The following is a 24,898-nucleotide window of genomic DNA, read 5'->3' on the forward strand; positions in this document are numbered from 1 at the left end:
CGATCAGACGAAAGATGCGGTCATCCGGGTGGAAACATAAAAATGACGTCAGTCCAAAAAATCATACTCGCTGACCACGACGCACCTGCAACTTACTGATGCTCGTGATGTTTTAAGAACTAGCGGTCAAACTCGGGCCCGGCGCATGTCAGGAAAGCGCAAAGCGGCGATCAAGTCGGTGCGCTCGGCGCGGCAGGCGATATAGTTGGGGCCGAGAAAATCCTCATCGGCGAGGGTGTATTCCTTGAACATCACCCCCTCAGGATAGAGCTTTCCAACCACAAAGCCGCGCGCGGTGAAAAACTTATAGTAATCCTCCAGAAAATCGCGGGTTTTGAGGTTGATTTCGCCATATTCGAACTGCACCAAGTCTATCGCGTTGCGGGCGAACGCGTTTTGGAAGCCGTTAAGCACCGAAAATTCCGCCCCTTCGACGTCAATTTTGAGAAAATCGAGATGCGCAATCCCGTGCTCGGCAAGAAACGCATCGCCGGTGGTGATGCGTGCCGCGACCTCGGCGATCGTTGCATCATCATTCCCGTCAGAGGAAATTGCGACGGCGTCGCGGAGCGTGCTGTTGGCGGTATCGTCACGCGGCGAGAGATAGACCGTGATTTCCCCCTCATGATCGCCGAGCCCGAAGGGGTGGATGGTGAGACGCGCCCCGAACGGCGCCGCGTTGACGGCGAGGGCTTCGGCGGTTGCGGGCGTGATCTCGAAGGCGTGAAGGTGTGCGTTGGGCACCAATTCGGCGGCGGCGAGCGACCAATCGCCGATATTCGCACCGACATCGAACAGCACCGATGGCTTGAACGGCGCCAGTGCCGCGAGCAGCGCCGCCTCGCCATTCAGATGGACGTCATAGTGCCGGTTTTTCCACGCCTCGACGCATTGCTGCGAGAATGCGGCGAAAGCCTGCGTGCGAGGAGCGCCGCGATCGCGCATCACCCGCCGCGCGAGCCACGCCGCGTTCCCCGGCCCCATCCGCGTAATCAAGCGAGCAAGCACGCGGATTTGAAATTCCGCCGTTAATCTGGTGAAATTAGGCATGAATGACACAACCCTCGAACAAAACGCGCGCGCCGGGATGACGCTTTCGATCGGCGTCGTCGTGCCCACCTATAATCGCGCCGGCTTTCTTCCCGAAACCCTCGACGCCATTCTCGGCCAGACACGGCCGCCGGACGCGATCGTCGTCGTCGATGACGGCTCGACCGACGAGACGCCATCCGTCCTCGCCCGCTATGCACCAAGGGTCAAGGCGCTGCGGATCACGAATTCTGGTGAACTGGTCGCGCGCAACACCGGCGTTGCGGCGCTCGCGACCGATCTCGTCGCGTTTTGCGATAGCGACGATCTCTGGCGCCCGGGTTTCCTCGCGGCGATGGAAGCGTTGTGGCGGGCGGAACCCGGCACCCGCGCCGCCTACGGCGATTTCGTCATCGTCCGCGACGGCGTCTGGGAAGAGACGAGCAAATTCGCCAGCGCGCCGCCGGGGTTCTGGGAGGGTCTGCGCCCGCTCGGCGCGGAAAGCGGCGTGTTCGATGCGCCGATCATCGCGCGCCTGATCGCCTTTCAGCCGTTTTTCCCCTCCGCCATGGTCGTCGATCGGCGGTATTTCCAGTCGGTCGGCGGCTGGGACGAAGCGGTGAGCCGGACCGTCGGCATGGATTTCGCAACCCATCTCCGCAACGCCGAACACCCGCCGCTCGGCGTCCTGCGCGCGCCGCTGGTCGGCATCAGGAAACATGGCGACAATTACTCCGCCGATGTCCAGAAAATGAATCTCGGCGATGCCCGCGTCCTCGAACATGTGCTGCGCACGCGCCCGAGCCTTGCCCCGCATGCGGCGCTGATCCGGGCGAGCATCGCGCGGCGCCGGCGGGAGGCGTTGGAGACCGCGTTTGCCCGCCGCGATTTCGCCGCCGTGCGCGAAATCCATGCCCTTCTGCCGGCCGCCGAGCGGGGCGGGAAAATCGCCGTCAAACATGCCGTCGCGACCTTGCCGGCGGCCCTCGCGAACCCGCTTGCCACCCTGCTGTCCGCCGCCGGCTCGGCGCGCGCGCGATAGTTTCCCCCTCATCGCGCCGCCGCCGAAGCGGTGGCGAGCGTGGTGGCGAGGTCGGGCATGGCCGCGAGGAAAGCCTCGAGCTTTGTCGCCGCCGCCGCCTCGCCGATCGCGCCGGCCGGCGCCAGCACCGCGATCAGCGGCACGCCGCCCGCAGCGCCAATCCCGAGACTGCGCGACGCTTGGCGCAGGCGGAGCGTGATCCCCGGCCCGGTGGGCTCACCCGCCAGCCACAAGGCGCCGGCGACGACGCGAAACGGTGCCTCGGTCTCCGCCCGGGTCGCGATCAGCCGCCAGGGTTTTGCGGGGAGCGGCGAAATCACCGCATCATCGGCACCCGCTTCTCCGGTGAGCACGCGCATCACCCGCAGAACGAGGCCAGGATCGGTCCGCGCCGGCAACGCGGCGACCGTCAGCCGGATCTCTCCGCCGGCGCACAGCAACGCGCGCGTGGTGCCGTTGGCCGCGACAAGCAAGGCTGGCCGCGTCTCGTCCGGGGCGGCGATGCAGCCGGCTGGCACCGGCAAGGCAAGCCGCACCCCGGAAGCGGCCGCCGCCCCGTCGAGCGCCATGGCGCTGAGCGGCGCGGCCAGCGCCAGGAGACCGAGCGCAAGGCCGGGCCAGAGCACCCGCGGTGCCGCAGAAGGACGGGCAGACATTGCCGGCGGCACCGCCATCGGCTCGCGGAACGGCAGCCCGCCGAGAATGAGAATAAAGGTCACGAAAGCGAAAAAACCCCAGCCATAGATCAGGTGATCAGCGGTCGCGGCGCGGGCGCTGCCAATGATGTGGCCGAGCACGACGATGCCGAGCGCGCGCATGCCATTGGCGAGCACCGGGACGATCAGGGACGCGGCGATGAAAACCAGCCGGCGCCCCGGGCTGCGATACATCACGCCGGCATAGAGCACCCCGAAAGCGATCGAAGCGACGAGAAAGCGGAGCCCGGCGCAGGCTTCGGCGACGTAGAATTTCCCCTCTGCGATCTCGATCGAAAAACCATCCGAGAAATAGGGAATGCCGAGCAGCGTGAGACCGTGATCGATGAAGCCAAGGGTAAAATTCTGCAAAGCCGGCACGAGAAAGCCGCCGAACGGCACTAAAAAGAACAGATAGAGCGCCGGCCAGAGCAGGCGGCGATAAAAATCCCACCCAAGACTGGCAAGCAACAAGACTTGCACCAGCGCCATCACCGCGAGTTGCCGCCCTTCCATGATCCCAAGACGCTCGGCGGCGAACCAGATCGCCGCCAGCGGCACGGCGGCGAGGAGTGCCAGCGGCCACGGCCGCGCGAACGCGCCGGCCAGCATCGCGCGCCGCTCCCAAAGCAACCAGACGGCGATCGGCAGCACCAGAAAACCATGATTATAGGCGGTGGAATCCCACCAGGTCGCGACCGCGGCTTCGGCCTCGCGGTAAAACGCGAGCGCAAGCAGGATGAAGCCCGCCGTCAGCGCCGGCGCCGCCGGGCGAAACCCCGCCCACCACACGGGCGCCGATATCGTCGCCGGTCTCATGCTGGCACCTCCCCGCGCTTCACCGGCACCGCAGCAAATAGGGTATCGAGCGGCGCCAGCGTCTCCTCCCACGCGTAATGGCGTTGCATCGCCGCCCGCGCCGCCCGCCCGAGCCCCGGATGCCGCCCGGCGAGCACCGCCGAGGCCGCCGCGATCATCGCCGGCGCGTCGTCCGCGACCAGAAGATCGCGCCCCGGCGCGGCGGTGATCCCCTCGAACGCCGCCGGTGTCGCGAGCACCGGTCGCGCCATCGCCATCGCCTCCAAAACCTTGTTTTGGATGCCGCGGGCAATGCGAAGCGGGGCGACGACCAAGGCGGCATGGGCAAGATAGGGCCGCGTGTCGGGCACGCGGCCAGTCACGACGACGCCAGGCAGGCGCGCAAGCTCACGCACCCCCCGCCCGGGCCGCGCGCCGACGATGTAAAATACCGGCGCCTTCCCGCCCGGCCGTGCCGCGCGCACGCCCGGCAGTACGTCTTTGGCGAACCAGATGACGGCATCCTGGTTTGGCCGGTAATCCATGGTGCCAGTGAAGACGATTGCGGGGCTACCCTCAAGATAAGGGTTGGGAAGGCCGAGATCGGGGGCGAAACGAGCGAGATCGACGCCATTGGCGAGCGCGGTCACGCGCCCGCCAAGGTCCGGCGCCAAAAGCGCGAAATGCGCGCATTCCGCCGCCGAAACCAGCAGCGTATGGTCGAACTCGGCGGCGGCGGCGCGCTCGAGGGCAAGCAAGGTGCGCGCCTCGCGGGCATAGAGCCAGCGCCCCGGCCAGGCGCTCGCCTGTGCGTAAGCGCGCCATTTCTCGGAATCGATATCAACCATGTCGAGAATGCGCCGCCCGCCCCGCCTTCCCATCACGTAGGGCGCCATCGCCGAGGAATAGACGAACACGTCACGAACGCCGCCGGCCCATTTGTCGGCGACCCAGCGGGCGAGGCCGCGATGATGGAAATAATCGCGCGTCAGCGCTCGCCCCGGCCGCATCGCAAGGAGTGCCGCCAGCCGCCGGCGGCGACGATGCAGCGGAAAACACGCGAGATCAGCACAAAATGTTCGCAAATCCGCGACATGCCGCCAATCTTCCGGGTCATCGATCAGACAGCCGACATGCACGCGGTGATGGCGCGCGAGATGGCGGAGGATGTGAAAGGCGCGGATCTTCTCGCCCTTGTCCGGCGGATAGGGGATGCGATGGCTGAGAAAAAGGAGATCGGCCATGGCGGATCAGCCAGTCCCGCGCACAATCGGCGGGCCGAGGACATTGGCGAGCGCAAGCGGCAGCCGCTTCCAGGTCGCGATCATCAAACGGTATTTCGGGTTGAGCGGGTTGGTGTCGGGGATCGCCGCGCCCTCGGCGAGGAGATAGCGATAGCGGAGCGGGGTCGGCGAAAATCCCCAGTTTTTCTTGAAGGAAAACGCGCCGGTGCCAAGCTTGCTGCGTCCGAAATCAAAGAGCCGCACACCGCGCGCCGCAGCCCTGCGCATCACCTCCCAATACATGAAATCATTCGCCGCCCGCGAGCGCGCCCGTTCGGTGCCGCCGCCGTAATAGGGCAGAACCTCGTCACGAAAATAGAAATTCAGCACCGCCGCAACCGGCGCCCCGTCATCGAGGACGGTGAGGATATCGGCGCAATCGGCGAAAATCTCGAGCAGCAGGCGGAAATAGCGGCGGGAAAACACCGGGGTGCCGAGATTGCGCACGCTCTCGGCATAAATCCGATAAAACGGATCGATGCTCGCGTCGACGCGCGAGGCCAGCCCGTTGCCGATGCCCTTGCGCACCATCGCCCGCTGCTTGCGCGGGATCGCTTGGAGATTGGCCTCGTCGTCCTCGGTGATCGGCTTGCGGAATGTGACATAGCGCGCCGGCCCCTCGACCCAGCCATCGGCGAGCGGCGCGGCCTCGGCGGGACCATGGCGAAATTCGACGCTTGGAACGCCGCATGCGCGCATTTTGTCGGCGGCATAGGCGGTGAGGGCGGCGGCAGCTTCATCGTCGGCGGCGAGCGGGCCGCCATAGACGCAAAACGGGGTTGAAACCAGCGCATTGCCGAACAGCAGCGAGGTCTTGTGAAACAGCGGCAAGACGCCAACGATGGCGCCATCGCGTTCGGCGAAGGCATAAAGCGGCGCATGGCCGAAAGCGCGCGCAATCACGTCACGCCAAGCGGCGCGATGAAAAAACGTGCTGGCGGGGAAGGCGGCAACGAACGCATCCCAAGCGGCGTCAGCGCGTTCGGTCAGCGGTTTGACGGTGACGGCCATCCGGATCAGGCGGCCAATTGCGCGGCGAAGACGCGGTCCATCCGATCCCAGGCGAAATCGCGCAAAAGCCGCTCGAGACGTCCGGCGGTCTGCGCGAGATTGACGTAATGGCGGAAGCGGGCGCGGCGCGAGAGCCCCGCGACGCGCGGCTGGGCGGCGTCGATCTCCCAGGGATGGATATAGAAAATCCCGGCGCGCCGCTCCTGCCGATTGAGCCGGGCGAGACCCTGGCGAAACAGGCGGTAAGGCAGGAGCCGGAAATAGCCGCCGCCCGCGCACGGCAGATTGCGCCCGAGCAGGCGGATGGTGGTCATCGGAATTTCCCAGAGCGCGCCATCGGCGGTGCGGAATGGCGTGCGCGGCGCCTCGGGCATGCCGTAAAGATCATGGTGGATCGGATAGACGCTGGAACTATAGCGATAGCCCTGTTCGGCAAGCACCGAGAAAGCCCAGGGGTTGCGCTGATTGATCGAAAATGTCGGGGCGCGATAGCCCGCGACCGCGACCCCGCCAATCTGTTCGAGAATGGTCTTGGTGCGCGCGATATCGGCGGCGAAGGAGGCGGGGTCGAGGCGATCGACGCGGATATGGTCATAGCCGTGGCTCGCCAATTCATGCCCGGCGGCGACGATCCGCCGCACCATCGCGGGATGACGCTCGGCGATCCAGCCGAGGGTGAAGAAGGTGCCGCGCACCCCGGCCGCCGCGAAGCGATCGAGAAGGCGCGCGACATTGTCCTCGACCCGGCAGGCGATGCCGTCCCAATCGGCGCGCGCGATCACGGAAGACAGCGCCTGGACCTGGAAATAATCCTCGACATCGACCGTCATTGCATTGGCGATCGCCGTGCTTTCGCCCATCACGCGCGCCCCTCCCCTCTCACCGATCACCGCTTGAGACCGATATCGCTGCCGAGCAGGTCAAGGAGACGCTCGAACACCCGCTCCCGGCGCGCCACCACCTGCTCCAGCGCCTGCACCCGCTGCAGCAGTTCGAACACCATCGAAACCTGCGGCTGTGCCGGCAGCGCGAGAGATTGGCCGGGCTCAGGCGTCACCGCGACCGGGGTTCCCGCGCCGAGATCGTCGTTCAGTTCGCGCGCCGTGGTTTCGACCATCGGCTCGCTGATCTGCGATGTCTCCTCGAGCGCGCCATAGAGCAGAACCCGCGAACAGAGCCGGTTGATGCGGCGTGGCACGCCGCCGGTGTGGCGATAGACGGCGGCGAAGGCGCCGGCCTCGAAACTTGGGTTGCTCCCCGACCAGCCGGCGGCCTTGAGACGATACTCGATATAGGCGCGGGTCTCCTCCTCGTTCAGCGGGCCGAGATGATAGGAGGCAAGAACGCGCTGGCGGAGCTGGTCGAGATCGGGGCTCGCGAGCGTGCGGCGGAATTGCGGCTGGCCGAGCAGGATGGTTTGCAACAAGGCGTGCCCGCCATCGGTGATGTTGGAGAGCATGCGCAATTCCTCGAGCGCCGGGATGTCGAGATTCTGCACCTCGTCAACGACGAGCAGGGTGCGCCGGCCGCAAGCGCGATGGTTGCGCAGCATCGCCTCGAAGTCACGCAGCAAAGCGGCCTTGTCACTGCCATCGATCCCGAACGCGGCGGCGATCAGGCGAAAGAGATCATTGCCGGAAACCTGCGTCGTCACGATCCGCGCCAACACATAGCTCGCTTGGTCGATCTCGGAGGCGAGACGTTCGACCAGCGTCGTCTTGCCGGCGCCGACCTCGCCGGTGATGATGATGAACCCCTCCTCCTGCGACAGGCCATAGACGAGATGGGCGATGGCGCGGCTATGCACGCTCGATCCGAAGAAGAAGCGATGATCGGGGGTGAGCTGGAACGGCGGCAGCTCGAGCTTGTAGTATTCCTGGAACATGCACTCGCTATTGAAAGGTTTTGGTCAACCCGACGGTCACCATGTTCGCGGTCGCGCTGACGCCGGGCAAATTGCCGAGAAACTCCATATAGGTATATGTCGCGATAGCACTTAACGTTGGACTAATGGTGTAGGTGAGCGAACTCGATGCCTGGAGGGTGGTGAAATTCTCCGCCGGCTGCCCTGCGACATAAAACGACATCGGCCCATAGGTGAAAGAATTGGTGGCGGTCAGATCATCGGAAATCGTGTGGGTCCAAGACAGCGTCCCGTAAGACATGCGATCGGAATAAGACAGGATGCCGGGGACGACGGCAATCGCATAATCGGTCTCGTGGCTCCCGGTGAGCGAGAACGTGTCGCGGTCATAGGCGGTGGTGATGCCGGCGTTAAAAAGCTTGGTCTGGAGCAATCCTTCCTCGAGGGCGAAGAACGGGTTGGCGACCGCGATCGGCGCGCCGGTCGCGGTCGAGGTGGTCTGTCCGGTCGGCAGCAGCGTCGAATTGGCGAGGTTGTTCTGGATCGCCTGCGGCGCGGTGTCGAGATATTCGGTGTAATTGGCGTTGATCTTGGTGCGTTTGGTGAGTTGATACTCGCCGTCGAGATAGGGATAGGTAAGGCCGTATTTGTGGCCGTAGGTCGCGATCACGGTGCTATCGGCGTTGGGCTTCCATTTGAAGCCGACATCCCAGATCGCATCATGGATCGCGATGTCGGGTTGCATGTTGTAATTGATGTCTTCCCAGCCGCCGCCAAAGAGCAGCGCGAAGCTGTGCGTCAGCGCATAGGAAAATTCGTTGTCATAGATATTCTGATAGGAATCCGGCCCCATGCCGAAGCCGTTATATTGCTGCAGATCGGCGGTGCTCTGAAGTTGCAGGCGGCCGAGGAAGTTCCCGGTGGTGAATTGCGCCTGCTCCTCGCTGGTCATCAGATTGCCGTTGAAGGGATTGAAATAGGCGGGATACTGCGAACTTGACGGAATATAGCTATCGACGCCATTGAGCCCGGTCATGCCGAAATTGGTATTGTTGAAGGAATACATCAACTTGCCGGTGCCGTAATCACCGAACTGGTGCTGGAGATAGGGGGAGACCGAGAAGCTGGTGATCTGCTCGGTAAAAGCCGGGTTATAGCCGAACGGGCCGATCGAGCCGCCGGGTGTGGCCTGGGTCGAGGCAAAACCCTGAAGACTGAGGAACAGCGTTTCGGGGACGAGGGTGATGGTCGCCTGCGCGGCGCCGTTCTCGTCGATCTGATTGAGTCCGGAATAGCCGGGGAAAATCAAGACATTGGGATCATAGACCGCCGTTGCCTGGACGCGCTGGGTATCGCCGACGATCGAGATCGAGGGGTTGATCGAGGTATAGATGTCAGAATCGCGTGGCGCGCTGATCATCAGCACGTTGTCGATATAGGTCTCGCTGACATTGAGGCTGGACGTGATCGCCCACGCCGGCGGCGTGCCGCCCGCTGGCGGCGGCGCCGGGGCGGCCGGGGTGAGCGGCGTCGGCAACACGTCGGGGTTGGCGAGCGGCGGCGCGCCGAGATTGACCTGCGCCACCGCGATCGGTGAGGCCGGGGCGGCCGGCGGGGCGGGGAGCAGGGCTGCGTCCTGCGCCCGGGCTGCGGTGCCGCCGAGGCCAAGCCCGCCCGCGCCGAACACCAGGCCGGCGGCGATCCGCCGAAAATACCCGCCGGCATGGCGGCGAGGGCAGGCCGCGGCGCTACCGCAAAAAGCGCTCATGTGATGACCACCCTGCCTCCCGTCCGACGCGATCAGTAATAATAGGCGCCGAAGGTGCTCTTTGTCGTCAACTGAGATTTGTTGAGCAAGAGAGTGATCGTCGGACACGCGGCGATGAGATCGAGCGAGGACTCCACCTCGCCGCGCTTCGTCCGCTCGGCCTCGACCACGAAAACAATCTGCCCAACCACCGGGGCGAGCGCGCTCGGGTCGCTTGTCGAAAGGCAGGGCGGCGCATCGAGCATGATCACCATCGAGGAGAAGCGGCGGGCCAACCGCTCGACCGTGGTCGCAATCGAGACCTTGGCGGTGAGATCACCGCGGCCAGGGCCAACACCGCCGATCGGCAGGATCGACAGGGTCTCAAGCCGCGTCGGCACCACCAGCGCCTCCGGGCGGGGCATGAGGCCAGCGCCGAAATCGAGCAAACCGGGCTGTTCGGTGAGGTTGAGATGGTGTGAAAGCGAGGTATGTTTGGCATCGGCATCGACGAGCAATACCTGCCGCCCGCCAAAATGCGCGATGGCGGCGGCAAGGTTGAGGGCGACGAAGCTTTTGCCCTCATTCGGCCGGGAGCTGGTGATCATCACCAGGTTAGAAAGGCCAGCGCTCTGTTGGCCGGGTTTGGCGACGGCGTCGAGCTGGCGCAGAACCTGGCTCTGGACGAGACGGAATTCCTCGGCCACGCGATCGCGCTTGCGCCCCCAAGGGATCATGCCGGCTTGCTCCAAAACCGCGAACTCGAGGGGCGGCGGCGGCACGAAGGCGGCGGGAGAAAGCGGCGCCGACCGCGCGGCGGGGGCCTCCTCGCTCGGCGCTGGCGGCAACGGCGCCGAGCGGGTGAGTTCCTCGAGACCACGGAGATGCTTCGCCGCGCGCTCGATGAGATGAGAGGTCTTGGTTTGCACCGTCACACGAACCTCGCCAGCCAATGCGAGCCCGGCATGGCGGCGAACCAATGCGGCCCGGTGATGAAGGCGCCGAACATGAAAACCAACAGCACGACGCCAAACCCGAAGGTGATGGCCGGCATCATCGCCGCGCGCCGCGGCCCGTGCGAGGTCAGCGAAATGCCACCGAGCACCGGCAGGCCGAAGCTGCGGAGATCGTTCGCCGTATAGAAGCAGGAATCGAGATGGGCGAGCAGCAGCGCAAGGCCGGCGCCACCGCCGAGCCCCGCGACCAGCACGCCAGCCATCAGCAAGGCACGCTTTGGCGCCACCGGCGCCCGCGGCATCTGCGGCGGATCGATGATTTGGAGGCGCAGCTTGTCGGCATCGGTATCGGCCGCCGAGGAGAGCCGCATCACCTCGCGCCGGCTCAGCAATTCCTCATAGGTCTTGCGGACCACCGCGTAATCGCGATCGAGATCCATGTATTCGGCCTGCAACCCCGGCTCGTTACGCACGATCGCGGCGAGCCGATCACGCGATTTGATCGCCTCGTCACGCTGGCGGCGGAGCGAGTTCACCGTCGCCTCGGCGTCAAGCAGGCGAACCTTGATCTGGTCGTAGACCGCGTTCGGCAAACCATGTCCCGCGTTGGCGCCAGCATGCGCGCCGCCGCCACCCCCTCCGCCGCCGGCGCCGGCGGCGGTATAAGGCGCGGCTTTCAGCGCCTCGACCAAGCGGCGCGCGGCGATCACCTCGGGATGGTCCTCGGTATATTTCAGCCGCAGCTCACGAAGTTTCTTCTCCGCGGCGATGAGATCGGGGTCGGCGGCGGCAGCGCCGGCGTTGTGCTGCAGCGCCGCCCGTCCCGCCTCCGACATCTGTAGCGGCGAATTCGAGTGGAGATCTTGGGCGAGCATGTCCCGCTTGGCGATCGCATCGGCGAGTTCGCCTTCGAGCTGGGTCACCTGCGCGCGCGCCGCTTCGAGGCCGCCGACCCCGCCATTCGCGTCAGAAGGCAGCAGCTCCATGTATTTGGCCTGGAAATCGGCCCGTCGGTGCTCGGCCTCGCGCAGCTTGGCCTCATACTCGGCGATCTGGGCATCGAGGAAGCGCGCCGCGTTCTGCATCTGCAAGCGATTGGTGCCGGTCGCGCTTTCGACGAAAATGGTGATCAGCGTCTGCACCACGTCATAGGCGAGGCGCGGGCGGGTGTTGCGGTAGGTGATGGTGAAAAGGTTATTGGTCTGTGACTGGATGCGGATCGCCGTCGCCAATTGCTCGATCAGCGCGTTGCGGCGGACCGGATCGGGGGCAAGCAGGTCGAGATCGGTCTTCGAAATCAGCTTTTCGAGATTGGGCCGGCTGAGCAAGGTGCGCTGCAGGAGATCGACCTGGTTCGCCGGCGTGCTGTCGATCGCGAGCCCCTTGAGCAGCGGCGTGAGCACGGCATCGGCATCGACATAGAGCCGCGTGCTCGCCTCATACTGATTGGGCATCAGGACGACACCGACCCAGCCGCCAAGACAGAGCAGCCAAGCGCCGGCAAGCGCGAGCCACCGCCGCCGCCAGGCGCCGACGAGGTAGCGATGCAGCAGCGCGGAAAGCTGGTCCATCGCCCCCACTCAGAACCAGGATTGCGGAATGATCAGCGTATCGCCCGGCTTCATTTCGACATTCTGCGACACATCGCCATCCTTCAGCAGACTGCTCAGCTTGATGTGGATGATTTCCTGCTGGCCGTTGGCGCCGCGGCGGACGATCACCGAACGGTTGCCGGCGGCGTATTTGGTGAGCCCCTTGGCCTCGATCATCACGTCGAGCACGGTCAGATGGTCGCGATAGGGAATCGCCATCGGGTCGGCGGCCTCGCCGATCACCCGCACCTGGCGGTCAAACGGCCCGACGAAGGAGTGCATCATCACCGTCACCGTCGGATCCTTGACGTATTTCTTGAGCTTCTCGGCGATGTCTTCGCCAAGCTGGGTCGGCGTCTTGCCGGCCGCCATCATGTCGGGGACCAGCGGCACCGAAATCCGCCCGTCGGGCCTGACCGGCAGCGCGGTGACGCTGAGATCGGCCGCCTGATAGACGAAGATCGACAGCGTATCGCCGGGGCCGATGATATAGTCGCTGGCGGTGGCCGGGGTGCTGGTATTGGTCGGGTCAAGCGCCTTCGGCGCCGGTGAACACGCCCCGACCAAGACCCCGATGAGGGCCAAGGCGACGATCCCAAAAGTCACTCGCTTCATGCTCACCACCGCCCGCGCGTTACGTCGCCGTCCAAGATCAGCTGTTATTTAGTAGAGGTTCACCGCCGAAGACATCCCATCCGATCCCAGCAGACCCGCTTTTGGCGGACCAGGCGCAGCGCCGCGGCTGGCATAGGCGCGGAAGGAATTGAACCCCCAGCCTCTGCCATGTGATGGCAGCGCTCTGCCGTTGAGCTACACGCCTTCAAAATGCCGCCACAGTCACGCCACCTTACCTCGGCAGGAAATAGCAAAGAGATTATTTTTTTGTAAAGTTTGCTCCGATCGACACCCAAGCTTACCGACCCGGCGGTGACGCCGCCACCAAAAATTAACAAACCCTTCACATCGGTGGCATGGCCGCCGCATTGACGATGGCTTAACATCATCGTTGACATAGCTTCAACATCCGTCGTAAATTTTGCCTCAGATGGCAGAAATTAGTACATAACCGGAGGTTGTTGTCAGTTTGATATGAGATAAATAAATAGAACTGTTAGGTAAATTGCTCAAATGTTAATTTTTAAAATGCGGCTTTCATAAAAAGTTTCATTCGCGAAGGGTGATTAGCATGGCAATTAAAATCGCATCAACCATTGGGTTCTGTTGAATTAACGAATGTTCGGGGGACAGGGGTCGGCGCCGATCATGGAGTCATGCGGTTTTTGAATGATGCCGAAACATCAACCGAGCCGTGAGAGTTCAGCGCCTGCTTCAGAGTCATCACGGTGTGATTTTCGAGACGCCCTCCGGAATGTTGCGGTGAGGATACGATGACCAAAATATTCGGCCATTACATGCCTTCGGAAATGCTGATGCTGTGGCTGGTCGAGGCCGTGCTCAGCTTTACGCTGATCGCCGCCCTGCTCGCCTTCGGCGCGACCGGCCTCTTGCCGGCGAACCAATCCGTCTACGGCGGCGCGGTCCAGGCGGTTGACGTCGCGGCATTGATCACGCTTGCCTTCGGTCTCGCGGGCTCGGCGCTCGGGCTCTATCGGCGGGAAACGCTGCTTTATACGCGGCAGCTGCTGGTCAATATCGGTATCGTCGCCCTCATCGTGCTGCCGGCGCTGGCGATGTTCGCGCCTCTCTTTCATGCCGATCTCTTCGCTCTGCTCGCCAGCCGGGAGGCGCTATGGCTGCCGCGTATCCTGGTCGCCTGGCTGCTTTGTCTCGCGCTCACCCGCTCACTCTTTCGCGTCGCCCTCCGCCACGGGGTTTTCGCCCGCCATATCCTGGTGTTGGGCGACCCCGATGATATCCGCGGAACGCCGGCGCCGCGGCTCGATGACGCCGGCTTTTTTACCATCGCCGCGCCCGCCAGCGACCCTGCCGCACTCGATCCGGAGGCGCTGCGCGCGCGTAAAATCTGGGGGATCGTGATCGCCGCCGCCGCCCGCGCAAGCCTGCCGGCGGCGGCGCTTTTGCGTTGCAAGAGTGCCGGTATCCGTATCTTCGACGAGGTCGACTTCCGTGAGCGCCGCTTCCGTCGCCTCGATCTCGACCGCTTGCCGCCGGACTGGCTGGTTTTTGCCGAGCGCGCCTTCGCGAGCCGGCTCGATCAAGCCTTCAAACGCGGCTTTGATCTCCTGCTCAGCGTCACGATGCTGATCCTGGTGCTGCCGCTCATGCTGCTCGCCGCCCTCGCCATCCGCCTCGATAGCGCGGGGCCGGTGTTTTACCGCCAGGAGCGCGTCGGGCTGCACGGCAAGACCTTCATGCTGCTGAAATTCCGCAGCATGCGCACCGACGCCGAGGCCGCCGGGCCGACTTGGGCCGCCGCCCATGATCCCCGCATCACCCGCGTCGGCGGCTTTCTGCGCCGCACCCGGATCGACGAACTACCGCAACTGATCAATGTGCTCCGCGGCGAGATGAGCCTCATCGGGCCGCGCCCCGAGCGGCCGCATTTCGTCGCTAAGCTCGCCGCCGCGATCCCCCGTTACCATGATCGCAGCTTCGTCAAACCCGGCATCACCGGCTGGGCGCAGGTCAATTTTCCCTATGGCGCCTCGATCGAAGATGCCCGGATGAAGCTCGCCTACGATCTCTATTATGTCGCTCGTCGCAATTTTTTCCTCGATCTGCTCATCCTCTTCTCCACCGTCCGGGTGATCCTGTTCCGCGAAGGCGCTCGCTGATCCCGCGACAGGGTGAGAAAAATCGCGTATCTCGGCAGGAATGGCATGGATCGACCCTTTCCTCTATCCGGCTTGCGCCGCGGCCTATCTCGCGCTCGCGCTGTTCGTCGCGCTCGCGGGGCAAAAGCGGCGTAAGGGGCTGGTGCTGAGCGACGTCGGCCTGGTCATCGCCAGTCTGGCCACGGCCGCCTGGGCCGCCGCCATCGCCGCCGCCCCGGAAACGCCGCTCGCGGCCCTGCCCGGCGGGCTCGAAGTGGCGCGTGATGCCGCTTGGTACGGCTTTGGTCTCCTTTTGCTGCCGTCACCGTCGCCCGGGATCAGGCCGCTTCGTCGTCCCCTGGTTGGCTTTGGTGCGATCGTTCTCGTCTTTGCCGTTGGCGCGGCGTTCATCGCCCCCTCCTCCGGCGCGGAAATGACCCTCGCCTCGCCGGCGATCGCGGCGAGGCTCGGTTTCGCCGTCGCCAATCTGCTGCTCATCGAAAATCTCTACCGCAACAGCCGCCCCGAACGACGCTGGCACATCAACCTGCTTTGCATCGCGCTCGGTGCCCTGTTTGCCTATGATCTCGCGCTTTACGCCGACGCAGTGCTGTTTCGCCGGCTGTCGCCGCCGCTTTTCGCTGGCCAGGCCATCGTCGTCGCTGGCCTCGCGCCACTCATCGCGCTGGCGACGCTGCGCAACCGCAAGCACGGGATCACCCTTCAGGTTTCCCGCAGCGTCGTCTTCCACACGACGACGCTGATCGGAAGTGGGCTTTTCCTCCTTGCCCTCGCCGCCGCCGGCGAAGTCTTCCGGCGCTTCGGCGCGAATTGGGGAACGCTCGCGGAAATTTCTTTGCTTTTCGGCGGTCTGGTGATCATCGCGGTGCTGCTCAGCTCCGGCTCGGCGCGTTCGCGCCTGACCGCGCTGGTCGTCGATCATTTCTTTACCACTCGCTACGATTATCGCCGGGAATGGATGCGCTGTATCACCGCCCTCGCGACACCCGACCCCGCCGTCCCCCTGCACGAGCGGGTGATCCGCGCGACCGCCGAGGTGGTGGACAGCCCCGGCGGCGTCTTGTTCCTGCGCGCCGCCGAGGAAACCGGATTCCACTGGGGGGGCTCGCTCAACCTGCCGCCGGCCGGTGTCATGCTCGGCTCCGACCACCCCCTGCTCGCTCGGCTGGACGCGGGCGAGAAGGTCGTCGTCGCCGCGCCTGGAACCGCGCCCTGGATCGAAGGCTTTCCGCCGCTCTGGCTCGCGGTGCCGCTGGTCCATGCCGGGCGGCTGATCGGGCTGATCCTGCTGTCCCCGCCACGGGCCCCCTTCCGTCTCGACGGCGAGGTCTTCACGCTCCTCCGCACCATCGGCCAGCAGGTCGCGGTGTTCCTCGCCGAACAGCGCGCAACCCAAAGCCTGGTCGAAACCCGGCATCTGCGCGAATACGGCCAACGCTTTGCCTTCGTCGCCCACGATATCAAGAATGTCTCGAGCCAGCTCTCGCTTCTGCTCGCCAACGCCGAATTTCACCTCGACAACCCCGATTTCCAGCGCGACATGCTGGCGACCGTGCGCGCCGCGGTGGCAAAAATCACCGCTCTTCTGGCGCGCCTCAACGCCTCCGAGAACGACGCCCCGGCAAGCGTCGTCGCGCCGCTCGAGCGGATCGCCGCCATCGCCGCGACCTTGCGCCAAAGCCGCGGTGTGCCGATCGCGATCGCACCGGCCCAACCTTGCGGCAAAATCGCCATGCCCCTCGAGGCCTTCGACGCCGTCATCACCCATCTTCTCGACAATGCCCTCGACGCCGAGGCGAGTGCTGGCCGCCCGGGCCATGTCGAAGTCCGGCTGCGCGAGGAAAACGGCGCCGTGGTGATCGAGATCAGCGACCGCGGCGCCGGCATGACAGCGGATTTCATCCGCGACGAATTGTTCCGCCCCTTCCGCTCTTCCAAACACAGCGGATCTGGAATCGGGGCTTTCCAGGCCCGCGCCCTGCTCCAGAAGGCCGGCGGCAGCCTGCACGTCACCAGCGCACTCGGCGAAGGCACCACCATGCGCCTGTCGCTGCCCCTCCTCAACACGCCCGTCACCGCATGACGCGCGAAAGCAGCAAGGCCAGGGGCGCTGCCCCTGGACCCCGCCAGGGACACTGTCCCTGGACCCTATTGCGCAAGGATTTTTCTGGAGGGGCGCGACAAAACGCTGGCTGGCGCTCCGTTGCGCCCCTCCAGAAAAATCCTCCCGGGATGTGGGTCTGGGGGCACTGCCCCCAGCGGGTCCAGGGCAGCGCCCTGGCCTTGCTTCCCTTGGGCGGCGTGTCATGAGTGCCGCGAAATTATTGATCGTCGAGGATGATGAGGGGTTATGCGGCCAGTATCGCTGGGCGTTTCCTGGTCTCAAGCCGGTCATCACCCATCGTCGGGCGCAAGCGTTGGCGGCGCTGGCTAAGGAGCGGCCGGGGGTGGTGGTGCTCGATCTCGGCCTGCCGCCCGATCCTGATGGGGTGAGCGAGGGGTTTGCGACGCTCGAGGAGATTTTGCGCGCAGCGCCAGCGACCAAGGTCATTCTCGCGACCGGCGCCAATGAGCGCGAGAACGCCCTCCGTGCGGTGGCCGCTGGGGCCTATGATTTCTACGAAAAGCCGATCGATATCGCGGTCTTGCGCGGCATCGTCGATCGCGCGATGCGGCTTTATGAGCTGGAAGCGGAGAATAAGCGGCTCGCCGAAGCGGCGGCGCAGAGCCCGCTGCCGCGCATCATCACCGCCGCCGAGCCGATGCTGAAAATCTGCCGCGACATCGAGAAGCTGGCCACGGCCAACGTGCCGGTGCTGCTGCTCGGCGAAAGCGGCACCGGGAAGGAAGCGTTGGCGCGGGCGCTGCACGATCTCGGGCCGCGCGCCAAGGGGCCGTTCATCGCCCTCAATTGCGGCGCCATCCCGGAGAATTTGCTGGAGAGCGAACTTTTCGGCCATGAGCGCGGCGCCTTCACCGGCGCCGTCAAACAGACCATCGGCAAGATCGAGATGGCGCATCTCGGCACCCTTTTTCTCGACGAAATTGGCGATCTGCCGCACCCGCTGCAGGTCAAGCTGCTGCGCGTCCTGCAGGATCAGGTGGTTGAGCGGATCGGCGGGCGGCAGCGGATCCAGGTCGATGTGCGCATCGTCTCGGCGACCAATCAGGGCATCGAGGCCGAGGTCGCGGCCGGGCGGTTTCGTGGCGATCTTTTCTATCGTCTCAACTCGGTGACGCTGCGCATCCCGCCGCTCCGCGCTCGCGAGGGTGATGCGGTGCTGCTCGCGCGCTATTTCCTGCACCGCTTCAATGGCGAGTTCCATCGCAACGTGCGCGGCTTGAGCGAAGCGGCGGTCGCGGCGCTCGCCGCCCATGACTGGCCGGGCAATGTGCGCGAGCTGGAGAACAGGGTGAAGCGGGCGGTGGTGATGAACGAGACGCGCCTGATCGAGCCCGCCGACCTCGAACTCGCCGAGCCGGTGAGCGCCGGCAGCGATGACGGCGAACCCTCTCTTGATCTCCGCGCCGCGCGAAGCCGGGCCGAGCGCGAGGTGATCGAACGGGCATTGGCCCGTAGTGGCGGAAATCTCTCGCATGCGGCACAATTGCTTGGCGTCAGCCGCACGACCTTGTACGGATTACTGCGAACCCATGGCCTCGACGCCTCGCTCCCCGACGGGGCTGCGCAAGACATAACGGAAAACCGATAATGCTCGCATCTCACCCGCGTCCTTCCCGACTGGCCCGGCTCGCGCTCACCGGCACGGCGCTGGCGGCGCTGCTTTGGCCAGGGCTTGCCATGGCCGCCGATCACTACGCCAAGGCGCAGGCGCTGCTCGCCGCCGGCGATCTGCGCGGCGCGCAGATCGAACTCCGCAACGCCGTGCGGGACGATCCCGAGAATGGCCGCGCGCATCTCGGCCTCGCCGATGTCGATCTCCGCCTCGGCGATCCCGCGGCGGCGGAAAAGGAAGCGGGCAAAGCGCGCGATCTCGGCACCGAGCCGCGGCGCGCGACGGAAATTCTGCTGCAATCCTATCTCGACCAGCAGCGCCCGCGCGATTTGCTGCAGACGTTTCCGGCGACCGGCAATCCGCCCGATCTCGCGCCGACCATTCTCGCCGCCCGCGCCCGCGCCGAGCTGATGCTCGACCAGGTGGACAAGGCCGCCGCCGATATCGACGCCGCCAAGGCCATCGCCCCTGACTCACCCGAGGTTCTGCTCACCGCCTCGCAAGTCGCCAGCGCCAAGGGCGACCCCAAGGCTGCGGAAGCGGCGATCGCGGCCGTGCTCAAGGCCGATCCAGAGAACGCCGCGGCGTTGCGGCGCAAGGCACAGTTCGCGGCCAATGCGGGCGACCGTGCCGGCGCGATCACGATCCTCGATGGTGTCATCGCGCACGATCCCAACGACATCGTCGCCCACTTGCAGCGCGCCGATCTCCTGATCGCGAGCCGCCAGAACGACAAGGCGAAGGAGGATATCGCCGTCGTCCAGAAAATGCTGCCAAACAACGCCCAGGCGGTCTATCTCCACGCCCTGATCCTGGCCGAGGCCGGGGATTTCAAGGGCGCCGGCGCCGATATGGAAAAGCTCTCGAGCGTGCTTTCGCGCATGCCGAACGCTTACTACATCGACGCCTTGGTCAAAAACCAGCTCGGCGAGCGTGAGCAGGCGCTCGATTCGGCGCGGCGCTATGTCGCCCGTTTCCCCAATGATCCGCGCGGCGTCGCCCTTCTCGTCCAGATCGACATGGCGCGCCACGCCCCGGATGATGCGATCGCGGCGCTCAACAAAGCGATCCTGCTCAATGACAAGAACCCCGCTTTGCATGAGTTGCTGGGCCAGGTCTATCTCGCGTCCGGCAAGCTCGCGCCGGCGATCGCGAGCTATGAAACGGCGAGCGCGCTGGCGCCCGATAATGCAGCGCTTTTGAGCCGGCTCGGGGAATTGAAGCTCGATGCCGGCGACAATGACGGCGCGGCGGCGGCGTTCGAGCGCTCACTCACGCTCGATCCCAAGCAAGCCAAGGCTGGCGAGATGCTGGTCCTCACCGGGATCGTCGCCGGGGATTTCAGCCAGGCCGAGAGCCATCTCGCCGAACTCAAGAAGCAGGAGGGTGACAGCGCCGTGGTCGGCAATCTCACCGGCCTCCTAAAACTCGCGGAGATGGATTATCCCGCCGCCGAAGCGGCCTTCGCCGCTGTCATCAAAGCCCATCCCGATGCCATCGCCGCCAAGCTCAGCCTCGCGCGGCTGCAACTGCTCGAGGGTCAGAATGACGATGCCTGGAAATTACTCGACGAGGTGCTCGCCAAACAGCCGGGGAACCGCACCGCGCTCAATATCGCCGTTGCCGCGCGCGAACAGCAGGGCGATACGAAAGCGGCGCTCGCGCTGCTTGCGCAAGCGCATGCGGCCGTGCCGAACGACGCGGCCATCGCTGCGAGCTATGCCGGGCTGCTGCTGCGCACCAATGACGCCAAGGGGGCGCTCGCGGTCACTCTCGGCAAAGATCAGCCGGCAGCGGCGGCGCTGCTGATGGTTCAGGCGGCGGCGCAGGCTTCGCTCGGCCTCAATGACACCGCGCGCGACACCTACCGCCAAATCCTCACCCTCGATCCCTCGCAGACGACGGCGCGGATCAATCTCGTGCGGTTGCTGGTCCAGGCCAAGGATTATAGCGGCGCCGACGCCGTGATCGATGCCGGGCTCAAGGCCTATCCCGCCAATTACGAACTGATGCAGGCGGCGCTCGGCGTCGCGCTCGCCTCGGGTGGCGCCGATGCGGCGCTGGCGCGGGCCGCCAGCCTCGCCAAGGACGCGGCGCATCTGCCGGCCGCGCGCGCCTTGCCGGGGGATTTCTATATGTCGCAAAAAAATTATGACGCAGCGGCGAAAGCCTATGCCGCGGCCGCCGCCGACCAGCCTTCGACGATGCTCGTGCTGCGCGAGGCGGCGGCGGAAAATGCCGGCGGCCACAAGAAAGCGGCGATGGCGACGCTCAGCGACTGGGTCGGAAGCCATGCCGACGACGTGTCGGCGCTGGTTGCGCTTGCCGATTTCGAAATCGCCGACCATCAATACCCGGTGGCGGCCGGGCATCTGGAGACCGTGCTCGGCCATCAGCCGAACAATATCATCGCCCTCAATAATCTCGCCTGGATCGATCAGCAGCTCGGCAAGCCGGAGGCGCTGAAACTCGCCGAGCGCGCCTATCTCCTCGCCCCCGGCGCGCAGACCGCCGATACGCTCGGCTATATCCTGACGCAGGCGAAAAACCCGACCGGACTTCCCCTGTTGCGTCAGGCGCACGCCGAATTGCCGAACGATCCCGCCATTCAGTATCACCTCGCAACCGCGCTAGCAGCGGCCGGGCACCGCGACGAAGCGGTCGCGCTCCTGACCTCGATCACGGGCGACAAAGTCAATTTCCCCGAAAAAGACGGCGCTCGCCAATTGCTCGCCGATCTCAACGCCGGCAAGTAGCGGCGGCGGACGGGCGATGCGCAATCTCGCTTTCATCGTCGCGATGATGGGCGGCATGCTGCCGATGACGATCGCCCGCCCGTTCGTCGGCGTCATCCTCTGGTGTTGGATCTCGTTTCAGAACCCGCATGAGCTCACCTGGGGCATGTCGATGACCATCCCCTGGGCGATGATGATTTTTTTTGCCACCATCATGGGCTGCTTCGCCGCGCGCGAGCCCAAATCCTTCCCGATCAACGCGACCACCGTGCTGATCATCCTGTTCATCATCCTGATTTCGCTCTCCTCGCTCGTGGCTCTCGCGCCGCCTGACATGGTGGAATATAAATGGTCGTTTGTCGCGAAATCCTTTTTCGCGCAGCTGCTGATCTTCGCGCTGCTCACCGAACGCCGGCGCATCCACGCCTTGATCTGGGTGATGGTGATTTCGCTCGGCTATTATGGGCTGCGCGGCGGCGTTTTTACCTTGACCCATGCCGGCAATTACCGGGTGCTGGGGCCGCCGATGACGATGATCACCGACAATAATCATCTCGCGGCCGGCCTCCTCGTTTGCATGCCGCTGATGAATTATCTTCGCATGCAATCGCGTCATCGCCTGGTGCGGCTTGGGCTCTTGGTGGTGATGATGTTTACGTTGTTCGCGGTGCTCGGCAGCTACTCGCGCGGCGCCTTGATCGGGCTTGCCGCGATGTCGCTGTTTCTGTGGTGGAACAGCCCGCACAAGATCGTCTCGGCGACGGTGGTCGGTGTCGCGCTCGCCGGCGCGATCTCGTTCATGCCGCCGAGCTGGACGGCGCGGATGTCGACGATCGGCGCCGAGCATGTCGATGATTCGGCACAAGGCCGCCTCAATATCTGGCACGCCTCGTGGAAAATCGCCCTCGCCCGCCCGCTCACCGGCGGCGGGTTCATGGCGCCTTACCGCCAGAACATCGTCGACGAATATGATTACGGCACGACCGCGCGCGCCGTGCACAGCATCTATTTCGAGGTGATCGGCGAGCATGGATTCCCGACATTTTTCGTCTGGCTCGGGATCACGCTCGCCGGGATCGTCAACACTGTGCGCATCATCCGCGCGACGCGCAAACGGCCCGAGCTCCGTTGGTGTTACGATCTCGCCAAAATGGCGCAGGTCTCGATCATCGCCTATCTCGTCGCCGGCACGTTTCTTTCGCTTTGCTATTGGGATTTCTATTTTACCTTGCTGATGGGGGTCGCCGCGACCTGGGAGCGGGTCAAGGCGGCGACGCGCGTGCCGGCAGCGGCCCGCGCAACCCCGCTTGCCGCGCGCGCCACACCCGGCGCCGCACTGCCCGTGCCGCGCGGCTGACCGCCATGGATACGCTCTATTTCCTGTCCTGCATCGGCGGCATTTTCTGGCTCGCGCTCTGGAGTATTCGCGACCCGCATCGGCGTTCGCGCTTCTGGTGGCCATTCGACATGAAGGACGATGATGCGGCATCACCGCCCGCGCCGACGCCCTCGGGTCCGCCACGCAGCCCCCGCCGCAACGAACGGCCAGCGCGCCGCGCGGCGTGGACGCCTCGCCGGCGCGCGACGTGACCACACCGCTTCGCCTGCTCACCTTCAGCACGCTCTACCCCAACGCGGCGCGGCCCAATCACGGCGTCTTCGTGGAAAATCGTCTGCGCCATTTACTGGCGAGCGAGGCGATCGTCAGCTCGGTGGTGGCGCCGGTGCCGTTTTTTCCTTTCACCTCGCCGCGCTTTGGCGCCTGGTCGGCCTATGCGCGAGCGCCGCGTTTCGAGGTCAGGCACGGGATCGACGTCTATCACCCGCGCTATGGCGTCGTCCCCAAACTCGGCACCGCGCTTGCGCCGTTTCTCCTCTATCACGCCGCCCGCAAAGCGATCGAAATTTTGATCGCGCGCGGCCTGCGCTTCGATATCATCGACGCCCATTACGTCTATCCCGACGGCGTTGCCGCGACCTGGCTCGGGCGCCGCTTCAAACGCCCGGTGGTGATCACGGCGCGCGGCTCGGATGTGACGCAATTGCCCGATTACGCCGTCCCGCGCCGGCTCATTCAGCGCGCCATCGCTGACGCCGATCGCCTGATTTCGGTCAGTGCCGGGCTCAAGGCGGCGCTGATCGGCCTCGGCGCGCCCCCGGAAAAAGTGACGGTGCTGCGAAACGGTGTCGATCTCGCGATGTTTCGCCCGCAAGCGCGCGAGGCTACCCGTCTCGCGCTCGGCCTCAACGGCCCGACACTGATTTCGGTCGGACACCTCATTCCGCGCAAGGGGCACGATAAAGTGATCGAGGCGCTGGCGGCGCTGCCGGGGTTCAGCCTGCTCATCCTCGGCGAAGGGCCGGAGCGGGCGCGGCTCGAAGCGCTGATCGCAGCGCGCGGGCTCGGCGGGCGGGCGCGCCTCCTCGGCGCGGTGCCGCATGAGAGCCTCGCCGGGTATTACAGCGCTGCTGACGCGCTGGTGCTGGCGTCGAGCCGGGAGGGCTGGGCGAACGTGCTCCTGGAGGCGATGGCTTGCGGAACCCCGGTGGTCGCGAGCAAAATCCCCGGCAACCCGGAAGTGGTGACGGCGCCGGAGGCAGGGCTGATCGTCGAGGAAAACTCTCCGCAGGGGATCGCCGCGGCTATCCGCCGGCTCTTTGCCGCTCTTCCCGGGCGGGATGCGACTCGCGCCTATGCCGAACGTTTCGGCTGGGCGGACACCAGCGCTGGGCAGGCAACGCTGTTTCGCGCGCTGATGTCTTGATTTTTGTCGATCGCGGCAACGAGAAAGAAACGACATGGACGACCTCGACGACATGGACGAGCGCCAGCGCCGTGAATTCGAATATCACCGCGAATTTGCCGCCCGCCATCGCGACAAAAGCGAAACGCCGGTCGATCTCGATGTCGTAAGCCCAGGGCCGCGGCGGCGCTGGAACGCTTATTGGTCGTCTTATGACGCGATCATGGCGCTCACGGTCGCCGGCAAGAAAGTGCTCGTGCCGGGCTGCGGTTTCGGCGAGGATGCGATCCGGGTCGCAACACTCGGCGCAGACGTTTACGCCGCCGACCTCTCCCCCGATCTCGTCGCCATCGCGCGCGCCCGCGCCGAACGCATGGGGATTGCCTCGATTCATTTCGATGTCATGCCGGCGGAGCGGATGACCTATGACGAGAATTTCTTCGATCTCGTCTATTTCAACGACATTTTGCACCATGTCGATATTCCGCGTACCCTCGCCGAAGTGCGGCGAGTGTTGCGCCCAGGCGGTAGCGTCGTCGCCAATGAGCTTTATACCCACTCATTCTCGCAAAAAATTCGCGAGAGCCGCCTGGTCTCCCGCCTGCTTTATCGCCGCATGGTGCCGTTCATTTACGGCACCACAACCCCCTACATCACCGACGATGAGCGCAAGATCGATGAACGGGAGTTGGCGATGATCGAGGGCATTCTACAGGCACCCATTTGCGAATATTTCCTGCTGCTCGGCGGCCGCTTGGTGCCGCCTTACTGGCCGCGGGTCGGCGCCTTTGATCACGCGATGCTCAACCTCATCCCGGCGCTCGGGCGGCTACTCGCCGGACGCGTGCTGGTGGTCGGGACAGTGCGAAAATAGCGGCCGGATCGCGCCGCAGACGGGACCAAACGAGC

General features: G+C 64.9%; 19 protein-coding genes and 1 tRNA gene. 9 read left to right on the forward strand and 11 right to left on the reverse strand.

The annotated features are described in order from the left end of the window. Positions 1–126: 126 nt before the first annotated feature. On the reverse strand, positions 127–1,050 hold the full coding sequence (locus DEF76_RS18165; protein ID WP_114913497.1) for an FkbM family methyltransferase: 924 nt from the start codon (positions 1,048–1,050) through the stop codon (positions 127–129). Here DEF76_RS18165 and DEF76_RS18170 point away from each other — a divergent pair. Then, a complete protein-coding gene (locus tag DEF76_RS18170; RefSeq protein WP_114913498.1) occupies positions 1,049–2,071 on the forward strand; it encodes a glycosyltransferase family 2 protein in 1,023 nt (340 codons plus the stop codon). The two genes, DEF76_RS18165 and DEF76_RS18170, sit on opposite strands and share 2 nt — an antisense overlap. 8 nt (positions 2,072–2,079) lie before the next feature. Here DEF76_RS18170 and xrtA read toward each other — a convergent pair whose 3' ends face one another. From xrtA to DEF76_RS18220, 10 genes are all read right to left on the reverse strand, one after another. Then, positions 2,080–3,585 (reverse strand): exosortase A, encoded by a 1,506-nt coding sequence (gene xrtA / locus DEF76_RS18175; RefSeq protein WP_114913499.1) that lies wholly within the window; start codon positions 3,583–3,585, stop codon positions 2,080–2,082. Beyond that, a complete protein-coding gene (locus DEF76_RS18180; protein ID WP_114913500.1) occupies positions 3,582–4,808 on the reverse strand; it encodes a TIGR03087 family PEP-CTERM/XrtA system glycosyltransferase in 1,227 nt (408 codons plus the stop codon). Before DEF76_RS18180 ends, xrtA begins: the two co-directional genes overlap by 4 nt. Before the next feature lie 6 nt (positions 4,809–4,814). Beyond that, a complete protein-coding gene (locus DEF76_RS18185; protein ID WP_114913501.1) occupies positions 4,815–5,858 on the reverse strand; it encodes a FemAB family XrtA/PEP-CTERM system-associated protein in 1,044 nt (347 codons plus the stop codon). A 5-nt stretch (positions 5,859–5,863) separates the two neighbouring features. Then, positions 5,864–6,718 (reverse strand): XrtA system polysaccharide deacetylase, encoded by an 855-nt coding sequence (locus tag DEF76_RS18190; RefSeq protein WP_114913502.1) that lies wholly within the window; start codon positions 6,716–6,718, stop codon positions 5,864–5,866. A 26-nt stretch (positions 6,719–6,744) separates the two neighbouring features. Then, positions 6,745–7,743, reverse strand: coding sequence for an XrtA/PEP-CTERM system-associated ATPase (locus DEF76_RS18195; RefSeq protein ID WP_114913503.1), 999 nt, complete (start codon positions 7,741–7,743; stop codon positions 6,745–6,747). 7 nt (positions 7,744–7,750) lie between these two features. Continuing rightward, a complete protein-coding gene (locus DEF76_RS18200) occupies positions 7,751–9,490 on the reverse strand; it encodes a TIGR03016 family PEP-CTERM system-associated outer membrane protein (RefSeq protein WP_114913504.1) in 1,740 nt (579 codons plus the stop codon). Positions 9,491–9,522: 32 nt separating this feature from the next. Further along, positions 9,523–10,404, reverse strand: coding sequence for a P-loop NTPase family protein (locus DEF76_RS18205; protein ID WP_162800749.1), 882 nt, complete (start codon positions 10,402–10,404; stop codon positions 9,523–9,525). Then, positions 10,401–11,996 (reverse strand): XrtA system polysaccharide chain length determinant, encoded by a 1,596-nt coding sequence (locus tag DEF76_RS18210; protein WP_114913506.1) that lies wholly within the window; start codon positions 11,994–11,996, stop codon positions 10,401–10,403. The genes DEF76_RS18205 and DEF76_RS18210 overlap by 4 nt, the downstream gene beginning before the upstream one ends. 9 nt (positions 11,997–12,005) lie before the next feature. After that, positions 12,006–12,632 (reverse strand): XrtA/PEP-CTERM system exopolysaccharide export protein, encoded by a 627-nt coding sequence (locus DEF76_RS18215; RefSeq protein WP_114913507.1) that lies wholly within the window; start codon positions 12,630–12,632, stop codon positions 12,006–12,008. A gap of 133 nt (positions 12,633–12,765) precedes the next feature. After that, a tRNA-Val gene (locus DEF76_RS18220) sits at positions 12,766–12,837 on the reverse strand. A gap of 568 nt (positions 12,838–13,405) precedes the next feature. Between DEF76_RS18220 and DEF76_RS18225 the strand changes: the two genes are divergently transcribed. The 8 genes from DEF76_RS18225 (at position 13,406) to DEF76_RS18260 (ending at position 24,863) form a co-directional block, all read left to right on the forward strand. Continuing rightward, a complete protein-coding gene (locus DEF76_RS18225; protein WP_114913508.1) occupies positions 13,406–14,773 on the forward strand; it encodes an exopolysaccharide biosynthesis polyprenyl glycosylphosphotransferase in 1,368 nt (455 codons plus the stop codon). A gap of 40 nt (positions 14,774–14,813) precedes the next feature. Further along, entirely contained in the window at positions 14,814–16,856 is a 2,043-nt protein-coding gene (gene prsK / locus DEF76_RS18230; RefSeq protein WP_114913509.1) for an XrtA/PEP-CTERM system histidine kinase PrsK, read from the forward strand. Positions 16,857–17,079: 223 nt separating this feature from the next. Further along, entirely contained in the window at positions 17,080–18,486 is a 1,407-nt protein-coding gene (gene prsR / locus DEF76_RS18235; protein WP_114913510.1) for a PEP-CTERM-box response regulator transcription factor, read from the forward strand. Beyond that, positions 18,486–21,266, forward strand: coding sequence for an XrtA/PEP-CTERM system TPR-repeat protein PrsT (gene prsT / locus DEF76_RS18240; RefSeq protein ID WP_114913511.1), 2,781 nt, complete (start codon positions 18,486–18,488; stop codon positions 21,264–21,266). The genes prsR and prsT overlap by 1 nt, the downstream gene beginning before the upstream one ends. Before the next feature lie 16 nt (positions 21,267–21,282). Next, positions 21,283–22,602: a putative O-glycosylation ligase, exosortase A system-associated gene (locus tag DEF76_RS18245; RefSeq protein WP_114913512.1), complete on the forward strand. Its 1,320-nt coding sequence runs from the start codon at positions 21,283–21,285 to the stop codon at positions 22,600–22,602. A 5-nt stretch (positions 22,603–22,607) separates the two neighbouring features. Then, positions 22,608–22,835 (forward strand): hypothetical protein, encoded by a 228-nt coding sequence (locus tag DEF76_RS18250; protein WP_114913513.1) that lies wholly within the window; start codon positions 22,608–22,610, stop codon positions 22,833–22,835. Continuing rightward, positions 22,832–24,010 carry a glycosyltransferase family 4 protein gene (locus tag DEF76_RS18255; RefSeq protein WP_114913514.1) on the forward strand — a complete coding sequence of 393 codons (1,179 nt, stop codon included), beginning with the start codon at positions 22,832–22,834 and terminating at the stop codon, positions 24,008–24,010. Before DEF76_RS18250 ends, DEF76_RS18255 begins: the two co-directional genes overlap by 4 nt. A gap of 34 nt (positions 24,011–24,044) precedes the next feature. Next, positions 24,045–24,863, forward strand: a complete 819-nt coding sequence (locus DEF76_RS18260; protein ID WP_114913515.1) for a class I SAM-dependent methyltransferase — start codon at positions 24,045–24,047, stop codon at positions 24,861–24,863. Positions 24,864–24,898 lie beyond the last annotated feature (35 nt).

Origin of the sequence: Acidibrevibacterium fodinaquatile, from assembly GCF_003352165.1 — a bacterium.
GTDB classification, from domain to species: Bacteria; Pseudomonadota; Alphaproteobacteria; order Acetobacterales; family Acetobacteraceae; genus Acidibrevibacterium; species Acidibrevibacterium fodinaquatile.

Coding starts and splice junctions, on each gene's coding strand:
- DEF76_RS18170 (WP_114913498.1), top strand. CDS start 1,049: ATGAATGACACAACCCTCGAACAAAACGCGCGCGCCGGGATGACGCTT.
- DEF76_RS18165 (WP_114913497.1), bottom strand. CDS start 1,050: ATGCCTAATTTCACCAGATTAACGGCGGAATTTCAAATCCGCGTGCTT.
- xrtA (WP_114913499.1), bottom strand. CDS start 3,585: ATGAGACCGGCGACGATATCGGCGCCCGTGTGGTGGGCGGGGTTTCGC.
- DEF76_RS18180 (WP_114913500.1), bottom strand. CDS start 4,808: ATGGCCGATCTCCTTTTTCTCAGCCATCGCATCCCCTATCCGCCGGAC.
- DEF76_RS18185 (WP_114913501.1), bottom strand. CDS start 5,858: ATGGCCGTCACCGTCAAACCGCTGACCGAACGCGCTGACGCCGCTTGG.
- DEF76_RS18190 (WP_114913502.1), bottom strand. CDS start 6,718: ATGGGCGAAAGCACGGCGATCGCCAATGCAATGACGGTCGATGTCGAG.
- DEF76_RS18195 (WP_114913503.1), bottom strand. CDS start 7,743: ATGTTCCAGGAATACTACAAGCTCGAGCTGCCGCCGTTCCAGCTCACC.
- DEF76_RS18200 (WP_114913504.1), bottom strand. CDS start 9,490: ATGAGCGCTTTTTGCGGTAGCGCCGCGGCCTGCCCTCGCCGCCATGCC.
- DEF76_RS18210 (WP_114913506.1), bottom strand. CDS start 11,996: ATGGACCAGCTTTCCGCGCTGCTGCATCGCTACCTCGTCGGCGCCTGG.
- DEF76_RS18215 (WP_114913507.1), bottom strand. CDS start 12,632: ATGAAGCGAGTGACTTTTGGGATCGTCGCCTTGGCCCTCATCGGGGTC.
- DEF76_RS18225 (WP_114913508.1), top strand. CDS start 13,406: ATGACCAAAATATTCGGCCATTACATGCCTTCGGAAATGCTGATGCTG.
- prsK (WP_114913509.1), top strand. CDS start 14,814: ATGGCATGGATCGACCCTTTCCTCTATCCGGCTTGCGCCGCGGCCTAT.
- prsR (WP_114913510.1), top strand. CDS start 17,080: ATGAGTGCCGCGAAATTATTGATCGTCGAGGATGATGAGGGGTTATGC.
- prsT (WP_114913511.1), top strand. CDS start 18,486: ATGCTCGCATCTCACCCGCGTCCTTCCCGACTGGCCCGGCTCGCGCTC.
- DEF76_RS18245 (WP_114913512.1), top strand. CDS start 21,283: ATGCGCAATCTCGCTTTCATCGTCGCGATGATGGGCGGCATGCTGCCG.
- DEF76_RS18250 (WP_114913513.1), top strand. CDS start 22,608: ATGGATACGCTCTATTTCCTGTCCTGCATCGGCGGCATTTTCTGGCTC.
- DEF76_RS18260 (WP_114913515.1), top strand. CDS start 24,045: ATGGACGACCTCGACGACATGGACGAGCGCCAGCGCCGTGAATTCGAA.